Raw genomic sequence first — 24,620 nt, 5'->3', positions numbered from 1 at the left:
AAAGGGTTCGCGCACTCATGACGGAGCTGGTCACCGGCAAGGCCCTGCGCAACGTGGTCGTCACCGGCGTCGCCATGACGACCGCGCTGGCCACCGACGCCGAAGGCACCTGGAAGATGTTGCTGGGCAGCCGCAGTGGCATCCGGGAACTCGACGACGAGTTCGTCGAGACGTTCGAGTTGCCGGTGCGCATCGGTGGGCATCTGCTGGAGCAGTTCGACAGCCGGCTCACCCACGCCGAACTCAAGAGGACCGGCTATCTGCAGCGGATGTCAACCGTCCTGGGCCGGCGGGTGTGGGACAGTGCCGGCTCCCCGGAGACCGACCCGAACCGGTTCTTGGTGTCGCTGGGCACCGGCCTCGGCTCGGCGGAGGAACTCGTGTTCAGCTACGACGACATGCGTGCCCGCGGGGCGAACGCGGTCTCACCGCTGGCCGTGCAGAAGTACATGCCCAACGGCTCCGCGGCGGCGATCGCGATGGAGCGGCACGCCAGGGCCGGGGTGCTCACCTCGGTGTCGGCGTGCGCGTCGGGGTCGGAGGGCATCGCCCGCGCGTGGCAATACCTCGCGTTCGGCGATGCCGACATCGCGATCTGCGGCGGCGTGGAGACCAAGATCGAGGCGGTGCCCATCGCGGCGTTCGCCAAGATGCGCATCGTGATGTCCACCAACAACGAGGATCCGGAAGGCGCCTGCCGGCCCTTCGACAAGGACCGCGACGGCTTCGTGTTCGGCGAAGCCGGCGCACTCATGGTGATCGAGACCGAGGAGCACGCCAGGGCGCGCGGCGCCAACGTCCTGGCTCGCCTGATGGGCGCGGCCGTCACCTCCGACGGCTTCCACATGGTCGCGCCCGACCCCGACGGGGCGCGCGCCGCGCATGCGATGACCCGGGCGATCCAGCTCGCGGGCCTGACGCCCGGCGACATCGACCACATCAACGCCCACGCCACCGGGACCTCGGTGGGCGACCTGGCCGAGGGCAAGGCCATCAACCGGGCCCTGGGCTCCAACGCGCCCGCCGTCTACGCCCCCAAGGCCGCGCTGGGCCACTCGGTGGGCGCGGTCGGCGCGGTCGAGTCGATCCTGACCGTGCTGGCGCTGCGCGACCAGGTGATCCCGCCGACACTGAACCTGGAAAACCTCGACCCGGAAATCGATTTGGATGTGGTCGCGGGCAAGCCCCGCGCGGGCGACTACCGGTACGCGATCAACAACTCGTTCGGATTCGGCGGGCACAACGTCGCCCTGGCGTTCGGGCGTCCTTGACGCACGCCGCTGCGAGGTTCAGCACCGCGTATGTCCCCGCGCGACGATCCGCGGCCGGCCACGACCGGTACCACTGCCGGGTTTGAGGTGGCGCATCGCCTCGTCCACCGACCCCGCGACGGGCAACACGGGGTGATCGGCGGCCATGCGCCGGTAGGGTCGTAGCGCCGGCCCTGCCACCAACACGCAAGAAAGCCCGGCCTCGCGGTACCAATAGCCCAGCGAGACAAGCGCCCGCCAGCCCGACACTCCCAAGAAATCCACCTTGCGCACGTCAAGTATCAGCGGCGCTCGCATGGCTCTAATGGCGCTGAAGCGGGCCAATTCTGCGACCAACGTGCCGAGGTTGGCCTCGTCGACGTCTCCGTCGAGCTCGAGCACCATGGCACCGGTGCGGGCCCGCGCGCGCACCCGGGCCCGGTCGCATCGGACGACACCGCCCCGAGAGTGATGGACCACGCCACCACTGAAATGCTGTCTGCGCAACGTCACTGACACACCTCTCAACTGACCGTCGGGTTTTGTGGGAGAGCCGCCACGCGGCGCGATCGGGAGGCAGCGCCACCGGGCACGGCAGGCTGATCCTTCAACCACCTGAAACTGTAGCCGGATTATTCGGCGCCGTGGTGCGGAAGCCACGCTTGGGGACGCGCATGCCGGACCTCAAAGACCAATCCGCGCAGGCCAATTGGTCTCCGGCATCGCACGGCGACCGGAACTTTTCGTTTTCCGGCCTTAGTGTGTGTTTGGCAGACCAATGCGCGCGCCGCCGCATTGCGCCGGAAAAATTCTTTGTTTGAAGCGGATCCGGCAGGGCACCATCTGCGGACATGATCAGCCGCCGCGCCATTTATTTCCTCTGCACTTCGATAGTCGCCGCGTCGGGCCTCAGCGGTTCCGTCCTCGCGTCTGCCTTCTCCGCCGCCGCCCAGCCATGTCCAGACGTGCAGGTGGTTTTCGCCCGCGGCACCGGCGAGGATCCCGGTGTCGGCCCCACCGGCCAGGCATTCGTGGACGGCCTCCGCTCCCGCGTCGGCGGTAGGTCGTTCGACGTGTATCCGGTCAACTACCCCGCCAGCGATCAGTGGGACACCGGGCTGGCAGGGATCAAGGACGCCGGCTTTCACGTCGAGTCGATGGCCAGGGAATGCCCGAACACCAAGATGGTCCTCGGCGGCTATTCCCAGGGTGCGGCCGTGATGGGCTTCGTCACCTCCGCCGCGGTGCCCGACGGTGTCGACCCGGCGAGCGTGCCCAAACCGATGGCACCCTCAGTGGCCAGCCACGTGTCCTCGGTCGTGCTCTTCGGAATGCCCAACGTCCGGGCGATGAACTTCCTCGGCGAGCCGCCGGTCGTCATCGGCCCCCGGTACGAGGCCAAGACCATCAAAGTCTGCGCCCCCGAGGACCCGGTCTGCTCCGACGGGATGAACTTCGCCGCCCACCGGGCCTATGCGGACGACGCGAGCATGGTGGAAAAAGGTGTGGACTTCGCGGCCAGTCACCTCAGCGGCGGCTCCGGTGCCACGACGGCAGGGGCTTCGCGCGAAGGTCACCGACGCTGACAGCGTCGGTGATTCTGTTCGGAAAACGGGGGTATGCGCCGCGAGAACGAAGGAAATCGATGAGCGACATCCCGCCTCTGGCCCGACAATTCCCACCGGAGGTGCTGCGGCAGTACAGCCTGCTCGCCGACGGCGAACGCGGAATCGTGGTCGGTCCGCGCGGCGACTTCTGCTGGATGTGCTTGCCGCGCTGGGACAGTCCGGCCGCATTCAACTCGCTGCTCGGCGGCGGCGGGATGTACGCCGTGTCCCCGGAGCACCCGCGCTTCGTCTGGGGCGGCCGCTACGAGCAACGGTCGTTGATCTGGCGCTCGCGCTGGGTGACCGGCGACGGCATCGTCGAATGCCGTGAGGCACTGGCGTTTCCCGGCGACCCGCACACCGCCGTCGTGCTGCGCCGCATCCGCGCGCTGGACGGGGCGGCCCGCGTCCGGGTCACCCTCGACGTCCGCGCGGGCTACGGCACCGAAACCATGGCGGACCTTTCGTGCGACGACGCGGTATGGACGGGCCGGTCCGGGCCGCTGCGGTTCCGCTGGTCCGGCGCGGCCGACGCCCGGCGGTGCGACGACGGCTCGCTGCGCGCGTTTGTCGACGTCGTCCCGGGCGCCGACCACGACCTGGTTCTGGAGCTGTCCGACCGCGAGCTCGGCGACCGGCCGCCGCGGCCCGACGACGCGTGGCGCGACACCGAAGGCGCTTGGGCGGCAGCGGTGCCGGAGTTCTCCGGCACCCTGGCCGACGAGGACGCGCGCACCGCGTATGCCGTGCTGCGCGGGATGACCAGTGCCGGCGGCGGGATGGTCGCCGCCGCGACGATGTCGCTGCCGGAGCGGGCCGAGCAGGGCCGCAACTACGACTACCGGTACTGCTGGATCCGCGACCAGTGCTACAGCGGGCAGGCCGTCGCGGCTGCGGGCGCTCACCCGCTGCTCGACGACACCGTCCGGTTCGTCACCGAGCGGGTCCTCGCCGACGGTCCCGGTTTGAGCCCGGCCTACACCGTCGCCGGCGAAGCGCTGCCCGAGGAGCGCGAGGTCGACCTGCCGGGCTATCCCGGCGCCATCGTCAAGCTCGGCAATTCGGTCACCGACCAATTCCAGCTGGACGTGTACGGCGAGGCGCTGCTGTTGCTGGCCGCCGCGGGGCGGCACGACCGCCTGGACGGCACGCGTTGGCGTGCCGTGCAAACGCTGGTCCGGGCGATCGGTCAGCGGTGGCGCGAACCGGACGCCGGGGTCTGGGAACTCGGCAACCGGCACTGGGCGGAGTCGCGGCTCATCTGCGCGGCCGGGCTGCGGCGCATCGCGGAGGTGGCGACGGCCTCCGAGCGTGCCGAATGGGATCGGCTGGCAGAACTGCTTGTGGCCGACGCGAATTCGGACTGCCTGCATCCCTCGGGGAGATGGCAACGCGCGCCGGACGATTCGCGCGTCGACGCCGCGTTGCTGCTGCCCTCGATCCGCGGGGCCGGCGCCGCCGACGATCCGCGCAGCATCGCCACGCTCGAGGCGGTGCGGGCTGATCTCGGGCGGCACGGGTTCGTCTACCGATTCCGCCCGGACGAGCGGCCACTCGGCGAGGCCGAGGGCGCCTTCCTGCTCTGCGGATTTCTGATGGCACTGGCCGACCACCAGCAGGGCAACGAGCTGGCGGCGGTGCGGTGGTTCGAGCGCAATCGCACCGCCTGCGGCCCACCCGGGCTGTTCGCCGAGGAATTCGACGTCGGGCAGCGGCAGCTGCGCGGCAACCTGCCCCAGGCCTTCGTGCACGCGCTGCTGTTCGAGGCGGCGCATCGGCTCGCGGACGCGAGCGGTCCGCCCGTCGGCGTCGGCACCGGATAATCCCCGAGTCTGGGCCGTTTGGCCGCCATCGCGCCGGGTAAGTCCCCGATCATGGCCCTGGGCAACGGTTGCCCCGGGCGCGTGTGGAATCGATAGCGACGCGGCCGCTGGCCGGATCGAAGGAGCATCATGCCGAAAACCGCCGACTTCATCGTCGACCGCCTGCGCCAGTGGGGCATTCACCGGATCTTCGGATATCCCGGCGACGGAATCCTGTCGATGCTCGGCGCCCTCGACCGGGCCGGCGGCGATCCGGAACTGATCCAGCCGCGCCACGAGGAGATGGCCGCGTTCATGGCGACGGGGCACGCCAAGTTCACCGGTGAGATCGGTTGTTGCCTGGCCACTTCCGGCGGCGGCGCGATCCACCTGCTCAACGGCCTCTACGACGCGAAGCTCGACCACCACCCCGTCGTCGCCATCGTCGGGCAGCAGAAGCGGATGTCGCTGGGCGCGGCCTTCCAGCAGGAGATCGACCCGCTGTCGCTGTACAAGGACGTCTCGTCGGACTTCGTGCAGATCTGCATGGCACCCGAGCAGGCGCGGCAACTCGTCGACCGGGCCTGCAAGGTGGCGCTGAACAACCGAACCGTGGCGACGATCATCCTGCCCGAGGACGTGGGTGAGTCCGATGCCGTCCCCTCACCGCCCCGGATGCACGGCGCCGTCTACACCAGCGTCGGCTGGACCAAGCCGCGGGTGATTCCCCCGCAATCCGAACTGGAGAAGGCGGCCCAGATCCTCAACGAGGGCAAGAAGGTGGCGATGGTCGTCGGACAAGGCGCCGCGGAGGCCGTCGACGAGGTCATCCAGGCGGCCGAATTGCTGGGCGCGGGCGTGGCCAAGACGTCGCTCGGCCGTGCCGTGCTGGCCGATGACCTGCCGTACGTCACCGGACCGATCGGGTTGCTCGGCTCCACCGCCAGCCAAGCCATGATGTCCGACGCCGACACCCTGTTCTTCGTCGGCACCAGCTTCCCCTACGCCGAATGGCTGCCCCAGGAGGGACAGTGTCGCGGCGTCGAGATCAACCTCGACGGCAAGATGATCGGAACCCGCTACCCGATGGAGGCCAACCTCGTCGGCGACTCCAAAAACACACTGCGCGAACTGGTTCCACTGCTGCAGCGCAAGGACGACCGGTCGTGGCGGGACAAGATCGAAAATGAGGTCTCCGAGTGGTGGGCCGTGCTGGACAAGCGGGCACACGACAAGGCCGACCCGCTCAATCCCGAGTTGGTGGCCCACGAGCTGTCAAAGCGCCTGCCGGACAACGCCATCCTGACCACCGACGCGGGCTCGGTCGCCAACTGGTGGGCGCGGCACCTCAAGATGCGCCCGGGCATGGCCGCGTCGCTGGCCGGAAACCTCGCCACCATGGGGCCGGGCACGCCGTACGCGATCGCCGCCAAGCTCGCGCACCCGGGCCGTCCGGTGATCGCGCTCATCGGTGACGGGGTGTTCCAGATGAACGGGTTGGCCGAGATGATCACCGTCAAGCGCTACAAAGATCGGCTCTCCGATGGGCCGCTGATCTTCTGCGTCTTCAACAACGAGGACCTCAACCAGGTGACCTGGGAGCAGCGCGCAATGGGTGGCGAGCCGAAGTTTGAAGGGTCACAATATATTCCGGATGTCCCCTACGCCGAGTTCGCCAAGCTGCTCGGACTCACCGGCATCCGCTGCGACGACCCGAAGAAGATCGGGCAGGCGTGGGACCAGGCGCTGGCCGCCAGCGGTCCGGTGGTGCTGGAGGTGGTCGTCGACAAGGACATCCCACCCGTCCCGCCGCACATCAAGAAGATGATGGCGAAGAAGACCGCCAAGGCCGTGCTGAAGGATCCGGACCGCGTCAGCATCGGCAAGAAGGGCGCCAAGCAGAAGATGCACGAGTTCACCGAGTCGATCAAGAGCATCGGCGGCAGGGACGACCACGAATGAACCTGCTCAGGGCCGACGAGGTGCGGACCATCCCGGCCCGCCCCGACGCGCGGTTCGTCGCCGGAATGGCCACCGTCGACAAGGTCAACGTCACCGGCCTGGAAAACCAGCTCCGCCGCCACGTCGGCGGCGAGGTGCGGTTCGACACCGCGACGTTGGCGATGTACGCCAACGACGCGTCGAACTTCCGGCAGGTCCCCATCGGGGTGGTCATCCCCAAGACGCTCGACGATGTCGTGCAGACGGTCCGGGCCTGCCACGCCTACCACGCGCCGGTGCTGTGCCGGGGCGGCGGCACCAGCCTGTCCGGGGAGACCGTGAATGTGGCGGTGGTGATCGACTTTTCGAAGTACCTGACCGGCATCCTCGACATCGACCCGCAGCGGCGCATGGCCACCGTGCAGACCGGGGTGATCAACGAACAACTCAACAAGGCCACCGGTGAACACGGGCTGGTGTTCGGTCCCGACCCGTCGTCGCATTCGCGGTGCACCCTGGGCGGCAACATCGGTAACAACTCCTGCGGCGTGCACTCGGTCCAGTCGCGCTTCTACGGACCGGGGCCGCGCACCTCCGACAACACCCACGAACTCGACATCGTCACGTACGACGGCGCCCGGTTCACCGTCGGTGTGAACGAGGAGAAGGATCTCGACAGCATCATCGCCGCCGGTGGGCGTAAGGGCGAGATCTATGCCGCACTAAGGGATCTGCGCGACGAGTACGCCGACGACATCCGCAAGGGTTTCGCCGACGTCGAAGAGGTGCCCCGGCGGGTGTCCGGCTACAACCTCGACGAGCTGCTGCCCGAGCGGGGGTTCAACGTCGCGCGGGCTCTGGTCGGGACCGAGAGCACCTGCGCGGTGGCGCTGACCGCCACCGTCATGCTCACCCCGGCCATGCTGCACCGCACCGTCGTCGTGGTGCAGTTCGACTCCCTCGGCGAGGCCGGCGACCTCGCGCCGGAGATGATGGAGTGGAAGCCGATCGGCCTGGAGGCCGTCGACCACGTGCTGGTCCACGACCAGGAGCTGACCGGCGCCAATCCCGCCGGCCGGGCCGCGCTGCCGCGGCCGGAGTCGAACGGGGCCTGGCTGATGGTGCAGTTCGGCTCCGACGAACCCGGCGAATCCCGCGAGCGCGCCGAGGAATTCGTGCGCTGGCTGAAAAAGAAGAAGCGCATCGACGACGACCGCATCGTGCTGGCCCGCGCCAAGCAGGACGGCGGGAACAGCGCCGAGCTGTGGGCGATCCGCGAGGCGGGGCTGGGCTCGACCGCCTTTCCCGTCGACAGCGGCAACCACTGGCCGGGCTGGGAGGACTCCGCGGTCCCGTGGCGGCGGGTCGGTGACTACGTGCGCGACCTGCAGCAGCTGTACGCCAAGCACAACCTGCGCGGAGCCATGTACGGCCACCTCGGGGAGGGCTGCATCCACTCGCGGGTCGGGTTCGACCTGCGCCACAAGGACGGGCTGGCCAACTACCGCAGCTTCATGGAGGAAGCCGGCGACCTGGTCGCGTCCTACGGCGGGTCGATGTCCGGCGAGCACGGCGACGGCCAGCAGCGCGCCGAGTTACTGCACAAGCAGTACGGCCCGCGCGTGATGGAGGCCATGCGCAAGTTCAAGCTGATCTGGGATCCCGAGTGGAAGATGAACCCCGGCAAGGTGATCGACCCCTACCGCTTCGACGAGAACCTCAAGCTGGGCACCGACTACAACCCGCCGCGGCCGAAGGTGAAGTTCGCCTACCCCGAGGACAAGGGCGACTTCTCGCATGCGGCGCTGCGCTGCGTGGGCGTCGGTAAGTGCCGGGTGCCCGAGGCGGACAACACCATGTGTCCGAGCTACCAGGTGACCAGGGAGGAGAAGCACTCCACCCGCGGGCGGGCGCGGCTGCTGTTCGAGATGCTGCGCGGCGAGGTGATCACCGACGGCTGGCAGTCCAGCGAAGTCGCCGACGCGCTGGACCTGTGCCTTTCGTGCAAGGGCTGCACCAGCGATTGCCCGGTCGAGGTGGACATCCCGACCTACAAGGCGGAGTTTCTTTACCACCACTTCCGGTCGCTGCGCCGTTGGCGGCCGCGGTACGCCTACGCGTTCGGGTTCATCGACCAGGCCGCGCGGTTGGCCAGCGCCGTGCCCGAGCTGGCGAACTTCGCGACCCAGACGCCGGTTCTGTCCCGAATCGCCAAGGCGCTCGGCGGGATTGACCGGCGCCGCCCGCTGCCCACGTTCGCGCCGATGACTCTGCAGCAGTGGTTCGCCGCCCGCCCGGTGGTCAACGCGTCCGGGCCGCGGGTGATCCTGTTTCCCGACACCTTCAACAACCGCCTGCACACCGACGTCGGCGTCGCCTGCGTCGAGGCGATCGAGGCGGCCGGCTGGCGGGTCGTCATGCCCACCGGGCACATCTGCTGCGGCCGCCCGCTGTACGACTACGGCTTCCTCGACGTCGCCGAGCACTACCTCCACGACGTTTTAGGACAGTTGCGCAACGAAATACGCGCCGGCACACCGATCGTCGGCATGGAACCGAGCTGCCTGGCCGTCTTCAAGGACGAGCTCAAGAAGCTGCTGCCCCATGATGACGACGCTGACCGGTTGATGCGCAACAGCTTTCACTTCGCTCAGTTCTTCACGGAGTTCGGCGTCGAGGTGCCCAAGGTGTCGTCAGCGCGAGCGCTGCTGTGGGGTCACTGCCACCAGCGGGCCACCGGCGGGGTCGACGCCGACCAGCAGGTCCTGCAGAAGATGGGACTCGACGTGGAGCCGGTATCCGGCGGGTGCTGCGGGCTGGCCGGCTCGTGGGGATTCGAGCGGGGCAAGTATCAACTCTCGCTCGACTGCGGCGAGCAGGCCCTGTTGCCGGCGATCCGGAGGAATCGGGATGCGCTGGTGGTGGCCAACGGGTTCTCCTGCCAGACGCAGATCAGCGACTCCGGGGCGGCGGACGCGCTGCACCTGGGGCAGATCATGGCGATGGCGAAAAGCTCGGCCGACGTCGCATCCGCGGCTCCCCCCGGCCGCCCCGAACCCGGCCCGCGGACCCGCGCCGCCCGCGTTGCCATTCCCACGGCGGCGCTGGGCGCGGCCACGCTGGCCGGTGCGCTTCTGACACGCAAGATCTGTTCCACCGCAAGCGATTAGGAGGGAATCCGCCGATGCCCTTTGCCGAGTACCAAAACGAGCTCTACGAGCAGGGGCAGGCCGGCCGGCAGCCGCCCTACCCGATCAGGTTCGCCGACCTCGAGGCCAAGGCCGCCGCGGCGATGCCGCCGAAGGTGTTGGACTACGTCGCCGGCGGCGCCGGCGACGAGCACACCCAGCGCGCCAACTGCGACGCCTTCAAGCGCTGGGGCTTGTATCCGCGCATGGGCATCGCCCCCGAGCAGCGCGACATGTCCGTCGAATTGTTCGGCATCACGCTGCCGTCACCGATCTTCATGGCGCCCATCGGCGTCATCGGCGTGTGCGCCCAGGACGGCCACGGCGACCTGGCCGCGGCGCGGGCCTCCGCACGCACGGGCGTGCCGTTCTTCGTGGGAACGCTGACCTCCGACCCGATGGAGGATGTCGCGGCCGAACTCGGCGACACGCCGGGCTTCTTCCAGCTGTACACGCCGCCCGACCGTGAGATGGCCGCCAGCCTGGTGCACCGCGCCGAAGCGTGCGGGTTCAAGGGCATCGCGGTGACCCTCGACACCTGGGTCACCGGGTGGCGCCCGCGCGACCTGAGCGGCGGCAACTACCCCCAGGTGCCCAGCGGATGCCTGGCCACCTACACCTCCGATCCGGTTTTCCGCGCCGGGCTGGATCCGGGCGAGGACGCCACCGAGGCGGCGGTGCGCAAGTTGCCGATCTTCGGCGGCCCGTTCCGGTGGAGCGACCTCGAGTGGCTCCGCGCGCAGACCAGCCTGCCGCTGCTGGTCAAGGGAATCTGTCATCCCGACGACGTGCGCCGCGCCAAAGACGTTGGCGTGGACGGCATTTACTGTTCCAACCACGGCGGCCGCCAGGCCAACGGCGGGCTGGCCTGCCTGGACTGCCTGCCCGGGGTGCTGGAGGCCGCCGACGGGATGCCGGTGCTGTTCGACTCGGGCGTGCGCAGCGGGGCCGACGTCATCAAGGCGCTGGCGCTGGGCGCGACCGCGGTGGGCATCGGCCGCCCTTATGCCTACGGCCTGGCACTGGGTGGCGTCGACGGCATCGTGCACGTGCTGCGCTCGCTGCTGGCCGAGGCGGATTTGATCATGGCCGTCGACGGGTACGCCTCGCTGAAGGACCTGACCCCCGACGCGCTGCGGCCCACTCACTCGTAGCTCCCTTCGAGATACCAGCGCCGCTGGCGGTAGCACAGCAGAAACGCGCGCTCGTCCTCCAGCAAGACCTGGGCGCGGGCGCTGCGGCTTCCCCTTTGACCGGCGACGGGCCGGTCATCCCACCACCGCTCGTCGACCGGCCACGGGCCGGCCCACCAGCGCAGCCGCTCGTCGCGGCCGTGCGCGGTCAGCCGGTCCGGGTCGGCCGAGAACATCCCCCGGCCGGTGACCCGTATCGGATTACCTTGGACGTCAACCAGTTCCACCGGGTCGTCGAGCAGAACGGCCGGCGAGGGCTCCGGTAGTTGGCCGGGCCACGGCAGGCCCGGGTCGGCCCGCGGTGCCGGTTCGTCACCCAGCGGGGTCAGCGTGATGCGTTCGGCGGGCCCGCGACCGCCGGACAGCACCGGCACCCGCACCGCTTCCGGCCCGAGCAGGCCCTGCACCCGCACCAGCGCCCGTCGGGCCCGCAGCCGGTCCTCCTCCCCCAGCCCGCCCCACAGCGGCAACTGCAGCGCCCCGGCCGACACCACCTCCACCGCCTTCAGCCGCAGCAGCGTTATCGGCGACGAGGGACGGTCTTGAGCCCGTCTGTTGCTCAACCATCCGTCGAGTTGCCAGCGCACCCGGTCGGCGGTGGCGTCCTCGGTCAGCGGCTCGGCGCAACGCCACACCCGCTGCCGCTCTTCGCCGTTGGCGGTGACGGCGTGGATGGCCAGCCGGGTGCAGCCCACCCCGGCAGCCATCAGCGTCTGGTGCAACGTGCCGGCCAGCGAGCGCCCGGCGAAGGCCGCGGCGTCGACCCGCTCGATCGGTGGGTCGCAGTCGAGCACGGCCTCGAGTTCGGCCGGCGGCTCTCGTCCGGACGGTCCCCGCTCGGGTTCGCCGCGGGCGAACCGGTGCGCGGCCACCCCGTCGGCGCCGAACCTGGAGGCCACGTCGGTGCGGGACAGCGCGGCGAACTGCCCGATGGTGCGAATCCCCATCCGCCACAACAGGTCCGTCAGGTCCTCGCGTCCTGGGCCGGACAGGCTCGGCTCGGTGGCCAGCTGCCGGATCGACAGCGCCGACAGGAACCTCGCGTCGTCACCCGCCGGGATGATCCGGCCCGCCCGCGCGGCGAAGACCGCGGTGGACAACTGGTCGGCGATGCCGACCTGACACTCGGCGCCGGCGGCGGCCACCGCGTCGACCAACCGCTCGGCGGCACGCTCCTCGGACCCGAAGTAGCGGGCCGCCCCACGCACCGGCAACACCAGGAGCCCGGGCCGCAGCACCTCGGCGCGGGGTACCAGGTCGTCCACGGCGGCGATCACCCCTTCGAAGAAGCGGGCGTCGCGGTCGGCGTCGGCGGTCGCGACGTGCAGTTGCGGGCACCGCGACGCCGCTTCCCGCCGCCGCAGCCCCCGCCGCACCCCCGCCGCACGGGCGGCCGCCGAGCAGGCGATCACCCGGTTGGCCAACGTGACCGCGATCGGGGCCGTCGCGGGCAGGCCCGCCGCGGCCGCCGCCGCCACCGCGGGCCAGTCCATGCACCAAATCGCCAGCGCGCGTGAGGAAACCACCCCAAATCACCCGGCCCGCGCCCGGCCGATCACCCGTTTGCCCGCGCACACGCCGCTGACCTGCAACCGCACTTTGCCGATCCGGCCGAATCCCGGACGATCGCCCGCCGTCAACTCATAACCACAGACCCGGGCCTGCAGCCGCGTCGGCGCCCCCTGCCAGTCGCCGTCGGTGACCAGCAAGGTGCACCCCTTGTTGCGGGCCCGCGCCACCACCGCGCGCGCCCGCGTCTGCGGCACCCGGCGCCCGCCCAGGCCGAGCACCACCAGGTCCATGCCATCGATGAGCACCGCGGCCACCTCGACCGGATCGGTCCCCGGATCCGGGATCACCGCGAGCCGGCTCAGATCCGCCCCCATCTCCGCGGCGGCCAGCAGGCCGATGTCCGGCTGGCCGACGATGGCGACGTTGCCCCCGGCCGCCGTCACCGCGGCCACCATGCTCACCAGCAGCGACCGCGCCCCCGACAGCACCGCCACCGTTCCCCGCGGCAGCGGCGCCGGCAGCGCCTTGGCCAGCCACCGCGGGAGGGCCAGCCGGGATTGCGGATCCGGCAGCGGGTCGACGGCGTGCCCCGTCATCTGAGCCATCCGCCGGCGCAGCGATTCCAACTGGTCAGCGCGGTGATCGGAGGCAACAGCCGCACTCATGATCAGCCTCCTCCCAGGGACGATTTCGAAAGTTTGTTCGATATATTTGCGAGTAAACACCCGCCCTCCGACAACCGTCAAGAAACGCGAGAGGCGCCTTTATGCGGCCGGTGCTGGTGTGGCTGATGATGCCGTCAAGCCCTCGTGAAAGTGCAACTGGCGACACATCGCCCGAGAAGGAGCCGTCGCTAGTTGCAGCCTCGCGGCAAACGATCCGTCGCTTCGGCCAGGACGGCCTCGATCGTTTCGGGGGTGACGCGCAGGCCGCCCAGGCAGAAACGCTGCACGCGCTCACGGATCTCGCCGGGATCGCGATCGCCCGTCGCCCAATACCGTTCGATGTTGGCCCATACGACGCCCTGGATGGACAGCGCCTCGCCCTCGGGATCGATTTCGCCGAATAAGCCCGAATCCCTTCCCCGCGTGAGCTGTTCGACCAGGGGTCGCAGGATTTCCTGGTAGGCGGGGGCCACGAGCCGGGGCGCGACGAACATCTGGTTCTGCGCCTCGAGCGACATTCGGTGCAGATCGGAGCGGATCTGCCGGTTGAACGCCAGGTCCAGCCGCGCGTCGATCCAGGCCGCCACCGCGCGGACCGGGTCGGCGTGTTGCGACATCCGCTGCACAAGCCGCAGTACCTCGGCGCGGGCCATCTCGAGGAATACCGCCGCGACCAACTGATCTTTGGAGTCGAAGTGCCGGTAGAACGCCCGGGTGCTCAATTGCGATCTGCTGAGCACCTGGGCGATCGACAGCGTCTGGACACCCTCACTCCGGACGATGGCGGCGGCGGCCGACACGATCGCGGCATGAATCTGCGGATCTCGCTCGAGTTTCTGGCGCCCGCCGGCCCGCTCACCCCGAGGCATCGTAGGCGGCCATGTAGTCTCCGAAGGCCTCGTGCACCTGTTGCGGGGTCAACCCGTAGTCCGCCAGGTCGTAGTTGTGGCTGCCGCGGTGACCGGGTTGGTGTTCGTCTGCCCACTGGCACACCTTGGCCCGCGCCGCATCGGTGAATGTCAAACCAAGCTTTTCGTAGCTGTCGGCGACGGTGCTGACCGGATCGGTCTGCAGGGCGGCAAACGACACGTCGACAAACCGGTCGTCCCCGAATTTCCTGCGGAATTCCATTGCGCGCCGCATGCCCTCGGCCCACCACGACAGCTGCTCGGCGCCGAGTTCTTCGGGGTTCCGCCGGTCGCTGCTCCAGCTGCGCACATAGCCGATCAGGCTGCAGACCGACCCCAGGACCTTGGCCGGATCACGGTGGCTCCAAAGGAATTTCGCACCGGGGTACGCTTCGACGAACGCGTCGAGGGCGAACATGTGCACCGGGGTACGCAGGTGCCAAAGGTTCGGCTTGCAATGCCATTGCAGCAATTTGAGCACGTTCCGGTGGAACCGGTAGGTTTCGCGCATGTCGCTTCCCAGCAGCCATTCCACGTAGCTTGGAACGCGCACCACGCCATCGAAGTGGAAGGTGCGAAAGCTCATGCCCATCAGGTCCTGGCACTCGGTCGCGGCTTCGGGCTCGGAGCTGACCATCGCATGAAAGTCGGGAAACATCTGCGAGATCATCGCGATGCCTTCGGCGGCCTGGGCAATCCGCGGGTCGCTCTGCTGCGTCGCCGACTCCGGAGGCGGAGTCGGTGCCTGAGATTCCCAGGTGCGCAACGACCTGAATTGCGGGTCGGCAGCGACCAATTGGCTCAGCGCGGTGGTGCCCGTGCGCGGCAGACCGAGGACGACGACGGGGCCCTCGATCACCTCGTCGCCGATCTCGGGATGCTGCTTATAGGTTTCCACGATCTTCAGCCGCTGGATCAGGGCGTTGCTGATGGTCGCGTGCTGCATGACGCGGCCGAGGTCGTTGAGCTCGGCTTCGGTGTTCAACGCGTCAACGGTCCGTTCCAGACCCTCGCGGTAGTACGACGAGCCGAAGTCGTCAAGGGCGGTGGCGGTGCGCGCGCCGTCTTCGAGAGCGTCAGCGGAGAAACTCACCGGTAGAACCTTTCGTGTACGGCGCGGCGACGGGCTTCGACGACTGTGGCGCGTTCGTCGGGGGTGGTCATCGTGGTGTCGGTCGGCAACGCCGCCAAGGCGTCGCCGACCTTCACCACACGCGTGCTGGGGACGGGCGCGGTTTCCGTTCGGACGCAGCGCAAGAGCATGGCGCCGTTGCTGTGACCCGCCGTGTCCAGCCAGTTCGCCACCCCGGGGTCGGTCGCAGCGATGACGGCCCGGAAGATCCCGTCGGCGTCGATGACCGCCTGATGTCCGTTGAGACTGGATTGGTGGCGCCCGTAGTGGATCGTCTCCAACCACGGATTGCCCAACGAGATACTCCAGTAGACACCCTCGGGCGGTTGCACCTCGAGGATAAGCGCCTCGTCGGGTTCGAGCTCGAATCGTCCGATGACGGGCCGGTTTTCGGCCGCTGCACCCATCTCGGTCATGTCCATCGGCGGAATGAAACCGTTGGCCGGCGGCATCGCACCGAAGTCGAGGAAGAATTTCAGGTTGTCGTAGACGAAGTCCCCCAGCGCGTAGAGTTGGCGCGACACCGAGGCGTCCAGGTCGACGGATGTCGCTTCGGGTACGACCTCGTGGCCGATGCGCTCGATGCGCAGCGACGCTGGAACCTCGCTGTCCCAGTCGTAGAAGAAGTTTCGTACGGTCAACGTGGGACGATCACCGGCCAGTCGTAGCCAGTTGCCCTCGTGCTCGTTCGCCGAGAGGATCACCTCGAAGCGCCCGTCCGCGTCGACGTCGAGATCGTCCACGAGGCAATTGGCGGTCGCCGCGATCCCGTCCATCGTCTGCAAGCCGACGTAGCGGGCCGTCCCCCGGGTGCCGTAGAGCCGATAGGTCTCGCCCGGGCGCAGGCTCGCAGTCAGGTACACGCAGTCCGGGCATTCCAGGCCCCAGGTGACGATGTCGTCCATGCTGGCGCGGTTGACGGCGAGAACCGGGTCGGGGTCGGCCCGCAGTGCCATGTCGGTACCGACCGCCAGCAGGACCATCAAGTGACGCATCCCCGACCCGTAGTCAAGGCGGTTCTTGTTGACCGGTGAGGCGCGGACGAGTTGCTCGGCCGCGTCCAGCCGCTCCTGCAGGTGCGCCCAGGCCCCGGAGAGGTCGGGCGCCTGCCCGCCGCCGGCCGACAACGCCGCCTCCGCGATCGAGTGCGGCAGCCACGCCATGGGGTTCTTCCAGGCAGGTTGCGCCTGGGTATCGGCTTGATCGGCCACGTTTGTCCTCCAGCCGGTGTCGGCTCACGAGCAATCGAAAACCCTGTTTTCGATTGCTCAACGACTATCACCCAGATGCGGCGACTGTCAACGACGCAGTCGTGCAGGTAGCTATTGCTGCCACGAAAGTGCAACTGGCGACACATCGCCCGAGAAGAGCCGTCGCTACTTACACTCTCGCGGCCAGGAGGGCTACTCCCACTCGATGGTGCCGGGCGGCTTGCTGGTGATGTCCAGCACCACCCGGTTGACCTCGGGCACCTCGTTGGTGATGCGAGTGGAGATGCGCTCCAGCACCTCGTAGGGCACCCGGGTCCAGTCGGCGGTCATCGCATCCTCGCTGGACACCGGGCGCAGCACGATCGGGTGACCGTAGGTGCGGTTGTCGCCCTGCACCCCGACCGAGCGGACGTCGCCCAGCAGCACCACCGGGCACTGCCAGATCTGGTTGTCCAGGCCCGCGGCGGTCAACTCCTCGCGCGCGATCGAGTCGGCGCGCCGCAACGTCTCCAGGCGTCCGGCGGTGACCTCGCCGACGATCCGGATGCCCAGCCCCGGCCCCGGAAACGGCTGGCGCGCAACGATTTCCTCCGGCAGGCCCAGCTCGCGCCCGACCGCGCGCACCTCGTCCTTGAACAGCAGCCGCAGCGGCTCGACCAGTTTGAACTTCAGGTCGTCGGGCAGGCCGCCGACGTTGTGGTGACTTTTGATGTTCGCGGTGCCGCTGCCCCCGCCGGACTCCACCACGTCCGGATACAGGGTACCCTGCACCAGGAACTCAACCGGATTGTCCCCCAACACATCCCGCACAGCACCCTCGAACGCCCGGATGAACTGCCGGCCGATGATCTTGCGTTTGCCCTCCGGGTTGGTCACCCCCGACAGCGCCGCCAGGAAGGTGTCCGACGCGTCGACGGTGACCAGGTTGGCGCGGGTGGCGGCCACGAAATCGCGTTGCACCTGGGCGCGTTCGCCCGCGCGCAACAGCCCGTGGTCGACGAAGACACACGTCAGTCGATCACCGATGGCGCGCTGCACCAGCGCCGCGGCCACCGCCGAGTCCACGCCGCCGGACAGCCCGCAGATCGCGTGGCCGTCTCCGATCTGCGCACGCACCTGCTCCACCAGCGCGCCGGCGATGTTGGCGGGGGTCCACTCGGTGCCCAGCCCGGCGAAGTCGTGCAGGAATCGGTTGAGCACCTGCTGGCCGTGCGGGGTGTGCATCACCTCCGGGTGGTACTGCACGCCGGCCAGGCGCCGTTCGCGGTTCTCGAAGGCGGCCACCGCCGCGCCCGCGCTGCTGGCCACCACGTCGAAGCCATCGGGTGCGGCGGTGACGGCGTCGCCGTGGCTCATCCAGACCGGCTGGATATCCGGTAGGTCCGAGTGCAGTTCGCCGCCAAGCACTTTCAGCTCGGTGCGGCCGTACTCGCTGGTGCCGGTGTGGGCGACCGTGCCGCCGAGCGCCTGCGCCATCGCCTGGAACCCGTAGCAGATGCCGAACACCGGCAGCCCGAGGTCGAACAGCGCGGGATCGAGCCGCGGGGCGCCGTCGGCGTAGACGCTGGCCGGCCCGCCGGAGAGCACGATCCCCACCGGGTTGCGGGCCTTGATCTCCTCGACGGTGGAGGTGTGGGGGATGACTTCGGAGAAGACCCGCGCCTCGCGGACCCGGCGGGCGATCAACTGCGCGTACTGGGCGCCGAAGTCCACCACCAGGACGGGCCGCCCGGCCGGCCCGGGGTCCACAGGTTTCGCCACGGCGCAAGCTTAGTGGGCCGCCCGGATGACGGCGTCGACGATGCGGCGGATCCGGACCGCCGCGTGATCCGGATCGGGTTGGCCCGCGTCGAGCCAGGCGATGACCGCGTCCACCGTCATGGTGGGCAGCAACTGCGCGGCCCAGTTGCGCCATCGGTCGTCGGTGATGCCGGCCAGGTGGCGACGGGTGATCTCCGTCGAGCTCTCGCTGAGGGAGTCGATCGTGTCGCGAAACTCCGGTTCGCGGGTGGCGTGGCGGTAGAGCAGGCGGAAGGCATCGGGATCGGCCGCGGCCGCGCGGACGAGCGCCGGGATGCTGGTGTCGCCGAAGTCGTACCCGCCGGTGGCTTCGCGCAGCCGGGTGTGTCCGCTCAGGATGACTTCCCGGTAGAGGTCGGCCTTCGAGGCGAAGTGCCGGTACAGGATCACCGGGGTGATCCCGGCTTCCGCGGCGACGGCGTCGAGCCCGGTGTTCGCGAAGCCGCCGCGGGCGAACGCGCGGGTGGCGGCGGCGAGGATCTGTTCGCGCCGTTGCGCCCGCGGCAGCCGCCGAGTCGCCTCCGATCGGGCCAACGTCATCGGGAACCTCCCCTTGTCCGCGACCAATTGTATAGGTACTTTTGTACATGGACAGTTATACAAGGCGGGCGCGATGGCAGTTCAACGGATGCGCACCACGGTGGGCGACGAGGCCTTGCTGGTCACCGGGTACGCCCAGGTACGACGGCTGCTCGACGACGATCGCCTGGGCCGTTCCCATCCCGAGCCCGAGGCGGCGGCACGCATCGGGGAATCGGCCCTGTTCGGCGGCCCGCTCGGCGACTTCGAAACCGAAGCGGCCGACCACAATCGGATGCGGGCACTGCTGCGGCCGCACTTCTCTCCCAAGCATCTGCGCGCGCTGGCGCCACGGGTGGCGGCGCTCACCGCCGGAGTGCTGGACGAGCTCGCCGACCACGGGCCGCCGGCCGATCTGCACGAGCGATTGGCGCTGCCGCTGCCGATCCTGGTGATCTGCGAGCTGCTCGGCGTGCCGTACTCCGATCGCGAGCAGTTCCGGACCTGGGCCGAGGACGCCGGCAACGTGCGCGATCACGCCCGCTCCGAGCGCGGGCTGGCCGAGCTGTTTGGTTACGGCGGCCAGTTGGTCGCGGCCAAGCGCGCGCATCCCGGCGACGACGTCATCTCGCGGCTGTGTGCGACGGACGGCGTCCCCGACGACGAGATCGCGATGCTGTCGATGTTCATGCTGTTCGCCGGGCACGAGACGACCGTCGTCGAGATCGGCCTCGGCACATCGCTGTTGCTGGCCGACCGCGACCAGTGGCGTGCGCTTCAGGACGATCCCGCGCTGATCCCCGGCGCCGTCGAGGAGCTGTTGCGGGCGGCGGCGATAGCGACCGGCGTGGGCGGCATTCCCCGCTATGCGCACACCGATTTCGACGTCGAGGGCGTCACCGTCCGCGCCGGAGACCTGCTGCTGCTGGACATCGGGTCGGCCAACCACGACCCCGCGGTGTTCGCCCAACCACAGCGCGTCGACGTCCACCGCCGGCAAGCCTCCCACCTGGCCTTCGGGCACGGCGCGCGCTATTGTCTGGGCGCCCCTTTGGCGCGCATCGAGTTGAAAGAGGTTTTCGCCCAACTCATTCCACGATTCCCGGCCATGCATCTGACGGCCGATCCCGCGACCTTGCCCACGCGGAGCGACGCGCTGGCCGGCGGGCTGGCCGCACTGCCGGTGTCGTGGTGAGTAGTTACAGCGAGAACGCCCGACGCAGCGCGCCGACGGCATCCGCGTCACCGCCGAAGTCGATGTTCCGCAGCGCGGCTTTGCGCTTGGCTTCGGTCGGCCCCAGTCGGGCGGTCACCAGGTCGATCGCGCCGGCGGTGATCGTCACCTCGGGTTCCCCATGGGCCGCGCCGACGTGACCGTCGCGCACCGCGAACTCGAAACGGCGGCCATCGATCTCGACCCGGCACGTCAGTTCCAGACCGGCCGCGTTGACCGGGTCGAAGCCCAGCAGGATCCCGGCCAAAAAGCCGTTCGACGGCGAGGCGGGCCCCCCGTCGATCGGATCCAGCCGGTCCAGCCCGAACCGTGCGATGCTCCGCAGGACCGGCAGCACCCGCCGCCAGCCCAGGTCGCTGAGCGTGTACACGGTGCGCCCGATGGGGGCCGGCAGGTCGGCACGGTCGACGAGCCCGGCGTCCTGTAATTCCTTGAGCCGCTCGGCCAGCAGGTTGGTTGCGATGCCGGGCAGCGCCGCGCGCAGGTCGCCATAGCGGCGCGCACCGCCGACCAACTCGCGCAGGATCAACAACGTCCACCGCTCGCCCAGCACATCGAGCCCCCGGGCGATCGGGCAGTTCTGGTTGTAGTTCCTGCGTACCGGCACCACACCACCCTACCAGGTGTTAGACATCTTTTTCAACTAGCTACTTGATTTATTTGTCTAGCGACTTTAATCTCTGATTCATGCGTCCCGATCCCACGTTCCGCAACCCCACCGCAGCACTCGCCGTCATCTGCCTCGGCGTCTTCGTCATCAGCGTCGACGCCACCATCGTGAACGTCGCACTGCCCACGCTCTCGCGGGAGCTCGACGCCGACACCGCCCAACTGCAATGGATCGTCGACGCCTACACCCTGGTCATGTCGGGCCTGCTGCTGTCGGCCGGCAGCCTGTCCGACCGCTACGGCCGGCGCGGTTCGCTCAACCTCGGCCTGGCCGTGTTCGCCCTCACCTCCGGCGTTGCGGCACAGGTGAATTCGGCAGACGCACTCATCGCCGCCCGCGCCGCCATGGGCGTGGGCGCTGCGGTGATCTTCCCGACCACGCTGGGGCTGATCACCAACATCTTCACCGACCCCGCACCGCGCGCCAAGGCGATCGGGCTGTGGGCGGCCATGGTGGGCGTCGGAGTGGCGGTGGGGCCCATCAGCGGTGGCTGGCTACTCGAACGCTTCTGGTGGGGCTCGATCTTCATGGTGAACATTCCCGTCGCGGCGCTGGCCATGGTCGGCGGCATGCTGTTCGTTCCCACCTCGCGCGACCCGGCGGCACCCCGCGTCGACGCGCCCGGACTGATCCTGTCCGCCGCCGGGATCACGACGCTGGTGTACACGGTCATCGAGGCACCCGGCTGGGGATGGACCAACCCCCGGACCGCGACCGGATTCGTCGTGGCGGCACTGGTTCTCGCCGGCTTCGCACTGTGGGAGCGGCGCAGCACCCATCCGATGCTGGATATCTCGGTGTTTTTCGACCGCCGGTTCTCCGGCGGCAGCCTGGCGGTCACCGCCGGCTTCCTGACGTTGTTCGGCTTCATCTTCGTCATCACCCAGTACTTCCAATTCATCAAGGACTACACGGCATTTCAAAGCGGTGTGCGATTGCTGCCGGTCGCCGCGTCGATCGCGCTGGCCAGCATCGCCGGGCCGCGCCTGGTGGAACGGATCGGCACCACCGCCGTCGTCGCCACCGGGCTCACCGTGTTCGCCGCCGGGCTGGCGTGGGCATCCACTGCGGACGCCGCCACGCCCTATCACCAGATCGCCATGCAGATGGTGCTGCTGGGCGGCGGCCTCGGCCTGACGACGGCGCCGGCCACCGAGGCGATCATGGGATCGCTGTCGGTCGACAAAGCCGGCGTCGGCTCGGCCGTCAACGACACGACGCGCGAACTGGGCGGCACCCTGGGTGTGGCCGTTGCCGGCAGCATCTTTGCGTCGGTGTACTCCGGACATCTCGAGGCGGCTGCGTTGACCGGATTGCCCGGCGACGCGATGCGGCACTCAATGGCATTGGCGCACAGGGTGATCGAGCACCTACCCGCGCAACAGGCCGGCCACGTCCGCGACGCCGTCGATCGCGCCTTCTTGGACGGCCTGCGGGTGAGCTCGCTGGTGTGCGCGGGCATCGCGCTGGGCGCCGCGATAGTCGTCGGCTGGTTGTTGCCGGCACGTCAAACCGAAAGGATCATGTCATGAGCGAGAGCACTTACGCCTTAGGCCATGCCGACGTGGAGGTGCAGCGACTCCTCCTGCAGGGGCGGCTCTACAACGACTACACCGAGCACGCGCTGCGGCTCGCCGGGCTGCGGCCGGGCATGCGGGTGCTCGACATCGGGTGCGGGCCCGGCGACGTGTCATTCATCGCCGCCCGCCTCGTCGGTCCCACCGGAACCGTCCTGGGGGTGGACGCGGCACCCGAGATGATCGAGCTGGCCGGCGCACGCGCCGCCGAACAAGGTCTGTCCACAGTGCATTTCGCGCGCTCTGCGATTGACGCCATCGCCCTGGACGAACCGGTGGACGCGGTAATCGGCCGGTTGATCCTGATGCACCTGCCCGACCCGGCCGCCACCCTGCGGCACCTCGGCTCGTTCGTGCGCCCCGGCGGCGTGATCGCGTTCTCCGAGAACGACATCACCGGTACGCGCAGCTTCCCGGACCTGCCGTTCATGGTGCACGTGACGACGGGGATCGTGCGCGCCTTCGAGGCCATGGGCCTCAGCGCGCGGTTCGGCACCACGCTGCACACGGTGTTTTCCGACGCCGGCCTGGGCGCGCCGCGGCTGACACTCGGCACGCCGATCGGCACCGCCGCCGACGACGACATCCTGGCCTACGCCGCAGAGGTCTGGCGCTTGGTGTCGCCCATCGCGGAGCAAGGCGGCTTCGCAATCGACGAGATCGCCGACCTCGACGAGTTCGTGCCGCTATTTCGTGAACAGGCGCTGGCCGCCGACGCCCTCATCGCGATGCCACCCCTCATCACCGCGTGGACTCAGAAATGACCGACACCATCGCCGACCAGTATTCGACCGGCCTGTCACGCAACAACATCGAGCGGGCGCTGCTCGCCGGCGGGAAAGATCTCGAACACCTCGTTCCCGCCGACCTGGCCCCGCTCGAGGACTTCCACACCATGGGCCGCCTCGCCACCGCACAGCTGGTGGACCTGGCCCAGATCACCAGCGACAGCGAGGTTCTCGACGCCGGCAGCGGGGTCGGCGGCACTGCCCGCTACGTTGCCGACCGCTACGGATGCCCGGTCACCGCCGTGGATGTCACCGAGGAATATTGCCGAACCCACCGCTGGCTCAACCGACTCGTCGGCCTCGACCGCCAGATCCGCGTTCGCAGGGCGGACGTCACCGAACTCCCCTTCGCCGAGGGCACTTTCGACGTCGTAGTCAGCCAGCATGTCCAGATGAACGTGGCTGACAAAGCGCGCCTGTACTCCGAAGCGCGCCGGGTGTTGAAAGGTGGCGGCCGGCTCGCCCTGTGGGACATCACGATTGGGGACCACGGCGAACCCGACTATCCACAGCCGTGGGCCGATCACCCCGCACGCAGCCACCTGGCCACCCCCGATGCGTTGCGCGCCGTCGTCGAGTCCGCCGGGTTTGCGGTCGAACATTGGAACGACCTCACCGACCAAGCAGCCGAGCTCATGCGGGCGGTGCTCGCCCAGCCCGCCAACCCGCTGGGCCTGCACGCCTTCGTCGCCGAATTTCCGCGGAAGATCGACAACCTCACCGGCGCCCTATCCGACGGACGCCTAAGAGCCATCCGGGGCTTGGCCACAACAACGGCGGTAGCCAACGGCGAATGACCCTGGCGGCACTCGGGTAAGCATGGTGAAGTGGAGATCGCCCGACCCCGACACCCGAGAGTGAGGTCCGCCGGTGAGTTCAGCGCTGGGCCTGCCTGAGAAGGTGCGCGCCTGTCTTTTCGATCTCGACGGTGTGCTCACCGACACCGCGAGCGTGCACACCAAGGCCTGGAAGGCCATGTTCGACGCGTTCCTGTCCGAACGGGCCAAGACGACGGGAGACAAGTTCGTCCCCTTCGATGCGGGCGCCGACTACCGCCAATACGTGGACGGCAAGAAACGCGAGGACGGGGTGCGGTCGTTTCTGAGCAGCCGCGGCATCGAGCTGCCCGACGGCAGCCCCGACGACCCCGACGACGCCGAGACGGTATACGGCCTGGGCAACCGCAAGAACGACATGTTCCAGAAGGTCCTGCACGACGACGGCGTCAAGGTATTCGAAGGATCGCGCCGCTATCTGGAGGCCGTCTCGGCCGCCGGCCTGGGCATCGCGGTGGTGTCATCGAGCGCCAACACCCGCGACGTCCTGGAAGTCACCGGCCTCGACCGGTTCGTCCAGAAGCGGGTGGACGGCGTCACGCTGCGCGAGGAGCACATCGCCGGCAAGCCGGCCCCGGACTCCTACCTGCGCGGGGCCGAGCTGCTCGACGTCGGCCCCGGCGCCGCGGCCGTCTTCGAGGACGCCTTGTCCGGCGTGCAGGCCGGGCGGGCCGGCAACTTCGGCTACGTGGTGGGCGTCGACCGGGTGGGCCAGGCTGAGGAACTGCGCGGCAACGGCGCCGACGTGGTGGTCACCGACCTGGCCGACCTGCTGGCATGATCGCCC

At 69.0% G+C, this 24,620-nt stretch carries 20 protein-coding genes; 11 read left to right on the top strand and 9 right to left on the bottom strand.

Translation table 11 applies throughout. The features are described from left to right. The first annotated feature begins 17 nt into the window (after positions 1-17). Positions 18-1,271, top strand: coding sequence for a 3-oxoacyl-ACP synthase KasB (gene kasB, locus AC5Y43_RS03855; RefSeq protein ID WP_499969589.1), 1,254 nt, complete (start codon positions 18-20; stop codon positions 1,269-1,271). Between the two features lie 18 nt (positions 1,272-1,289). On the opposite strand, the gene AC5Y43_RS03850 is transcribed toward kasB, so the two are convergent. Further along, positions 1,290-1,763: an STAS domain-containing protein gene (locus AC5Y43_RS03850; RefSeq protein ID WP_499969585.1), complete on the bottom strand. Its 474-nt coding sequence runs from the start codon at positions 1,761-1,763 to the stop codon at positions 1,290-1,292. Between the two features lie 338 nt (positions 1,764-2,101). Here AC5Y43_RS03850 and AC5Y43_RS03845 point away from each other — a divergent pair, with 338 nt between their 5' ends. The 5 genes from AC5Y43_RS03845 (at position 2,102) to AC5Y43_RS03825 (ending at position 10,942) form a co-directional block, all read left to right on the top strand. Further along, a complete protein-coding gene (locus AC5Y43_RS03845) occupies positions 2,102-2,836 on the top strand; it encodes a cutinase family protein (RefSeq protein WP_499969583.1) in 735 nt (244 codons plus the stop codon). A gap of 59 nt (positions 2,837-2,895) precedes the next feature. After that, positions 2,896-4,680, top strand: coding sequence for a glycoside hydrolase family 15 protein (locus AC5Y43_RS03840; RefSeq protein ID WP_499969581.1), 1,785 nt, complete (start codon positions 2,896-2,898; stop codon positions 4,678-4,680). A gap of 129 nt (positions 4,681-4,809) precedes the next feature. Further along, positions 4,810-6,621 carry a thiamine pyrophosphate-requiring protein gene (locus AC5Y43_RS03835; RefSeq protein WP_499969579.1) on the top strand — a complete coding sequence of 604 codons (1,812 nt, stop codon included), beginning with the start codon at positions 4,810-4,812 and terminating at the stop codon, positions 6,619-6,621. After that, positions 6,618-9,770 carry an FAD-binding and (Fe-S)-binding domain-containing protein gene (locus AC5Y43_RS03830; protein ID WP_499969577.1) on the top strand — a complete coding sequence of 1,051 codons (3,153 nt, stop codon included), beginning with the start codon at positions 6,618-6,620 and terminating at the stop codon, positions 9,768-9,770. The genes AC5Y43_RS03835 and AC5Y43_RS03830 overlap by 4 nt, the downstream gene beginning before the upstream one ends. 14 nt (positions 9,771-9,784) lie before the next feature. Further along, a complete protein-coding gene (locus AC5Y43_RS03825; RefSeq protein WP_499969576.1) occupies positions 9,785-10,942 on the top strand; it encodes an alpha-hydroxy-acid oxidizing protein in 1,158 nt (385 codons plus the stop codon). Here the strand turns inward: AC5Y43_RS03825 and AC5Y43_RS03820 are convergent. The 7 genes from AC5Y43_RS03820 to AC5Y43_RS03790 form a co-directional block, all read right to left on the bottom strand. Then, entirely contained in the window at positions 10,933-12,474 is a 1,542-nt protein-coding gene (locus AC5Y43_RS03820; protein WP_499970390.1) for a DNA polymerase Y family protein, read from the bottom strand. The genes AC5Y43_RS03825 and AC5Y43_RS03820 overlap by 10 nt on opposite strands. A gap of 39 nt (positions 12,475-12,513) precedes the next feature. Next, positions 12,514-13,158 (bottom strand): DnaE2-dependent mutagenesis accessory factor ImuA', encoded by a 645-nt coding sequence (imuA', locus tag AC5Y43_RS03815; protein WP_499969574.1) that lies wholly within the window; start codon positions 13,156-13,158, stop codon positions 12,514-12,516. A gap of 188 nt (positions 13,159-13,346) precedes the next feature. Next, complete coding sequence (locus AC5Y43_RS03810) at positions 13,347-14,027, bottom strand: TetR/AcrR family transcriptional regulator (RefSeq protein ID WP_499969572.1); 681 nt, start codon at positions 14,025-14,027, stop codon at positions 13,347-13,349. Next, entirely contained in the window at positions 14,014-15,159 is a 1,146-nt protein-coding gene (locus AC5Y43_RS03805; RefSeq protein WP_499969570.1) for a sulfotransferase family protein, read from the bottom strand. The genes AC5Y43_RS03810 and AC5Y43_RS03805 overlap by 14 nt, the downstream gene beginning before the upstream one ends. Beyond that, on the bottom strand, positions 15,156-16,361 hold the full coding sequence (locus AC5Y43_RS03800) for a DUF1214 domain-containing protein (protein ID WP_499970388.1): 1,206 nt from the start codon (positions 16,359-16,361) through the stop codon (positions 15,156-15,158). Before AC5Y43_RS03800 ends, AC5Y43_RS03805 begins: the two co-directional genes overlap by 4 nt. Before the next feature lie 240 nt (positions 16,362-16,601). Further along, positions 16,602-18,170 carry a glutamine-hydrolyzing GMP synthase gene (gene guaA / locus AC5Y43_RS03795; protein ID WP_499969568.1) on the bottom strand — a complete coding sequence of 523 codons (1,569 nt, stop codon included), beginning with the start codon at positions 18,168-18,170 and terminating at the stop codon, positions 16,602-16,604. 9 nt (positions 18,171-18,179) lie between these two features. After that, the gene (locus AC5Y43_RS03790; RefSeq protein WP_499969567.1) at positions 18,180-18,749 is read right to left on the bottom strand and encodes a TetR/AcrR family transcriptional regulator; all 570 of its coding nucleotides are present in this window, start codon (positions 18,747-18,749) and stop codon (positions 18,180-18,182) included. Positions 18,750-18,822: 73 nt separating this feature from the next. Here AC5Y43_RS03790 and AC5Y43_RS03785 point away from each other — a divergent pair, with 73 nt between their 5' ends. Next, positions 18,823-19,923, top strand: coding sequence for a cytochrome P450 (locus AC5Y43_RS03785; RefSeq protein WP_499969565.1), 1,101 nt, complete (start codon positions 18,823-18,825; stop codon positions 19,921-19,923). 4 nt (positions 19,924-19,927) lie between these two features. On the opposite strand, the gene AC5Y43_RS03780 is transcribed toward AC5Y43_RS03785, so the two are convergent. Then, positions 19,928-20,569, bottom strand: coding sequence for a winged helix-turn-helix transcriptional regulator (locus tag AC5Y43_RS03780; RefSeq protein WP_499969563.1), 642 nt, complete (start codon positions 20,567-20,569; stop codon positions 19,928-19,930). A gap of 80 nt (positions 20,570-20,649) precedes the next feature. Here AC5Y43_RS03780 and AC5Y43_RS03775 point away from each other — a divergent pair, with 80 nt between their 5' ends. From AC5Y43_RS03775 to AC5Y43_RS03760, 4 genes are all read left to right on the top strand, one after another. After that, entirely contained in the window at positions 20,650-22,164 is a 1,515-nt protein-coding gene (locus tag AC5Y43_RS03775) for an MFS transporter (protein ID WP_499969560.1), read from the top strand. Continuing rightward, positions 22,161-22,973 carry a class I SAM-dependent methyltransferase gene (locus tag AC5Y43_RS03770; RefSeq protein ID WP_499969558.1) on the top strand — a complete coding sequence of 271 codons (813 nt, stop codon included), beginning with the start codon at positions 22,161-22,163 and terminating at the stop codon, positions 22,971-22,973. Before AC5Y43_RS03775 ends, AC5Y43_RS03770 begins: the two co-directional genes overlap by 4 nt. Beyond that, positions 22,970-23,794 (top strand): methyltransferase domain-containing protein, encoded by an 825-nt coding sequence (locus AC5Y43_RS03765; RefSeq protein ID WP_499969556.1) that lies wholly within the window; start codon positions 22,970-22,972, stop codon positions 23,792-23,794. Before AC5Y43_RS03770 ends, AC5Y43_RS03765 begins: the two co-directional genes overlap by 4 nt. Positions 23,795-23,867: 73 nt before the next feature. Continuing rightward, positions 23,868-24,614 carry a beta-phosphoglucomutase family hydrolase gene (locus AC5Y43_RS03760; protein WP_499969554.1) on the top strand — a complete coding sequence of 249 codons (747 nt, stop codon included), beginning with the start codon at positions 23,868-23,870 and terminating at the stop codon, positions 24,612-24,614. The last annotated feature ends 6 nt before the right edge of the window (positions 24,615-24,620 follow it).

Source organism: Mycobacterium sp. NGS57 (assembly GCF_059812405.1).
The sequence above is the reverse complement of the archived record's forward strand: the minus strand, read 5'-3'. Positions and strand labels throughout refer to the sequence as shown.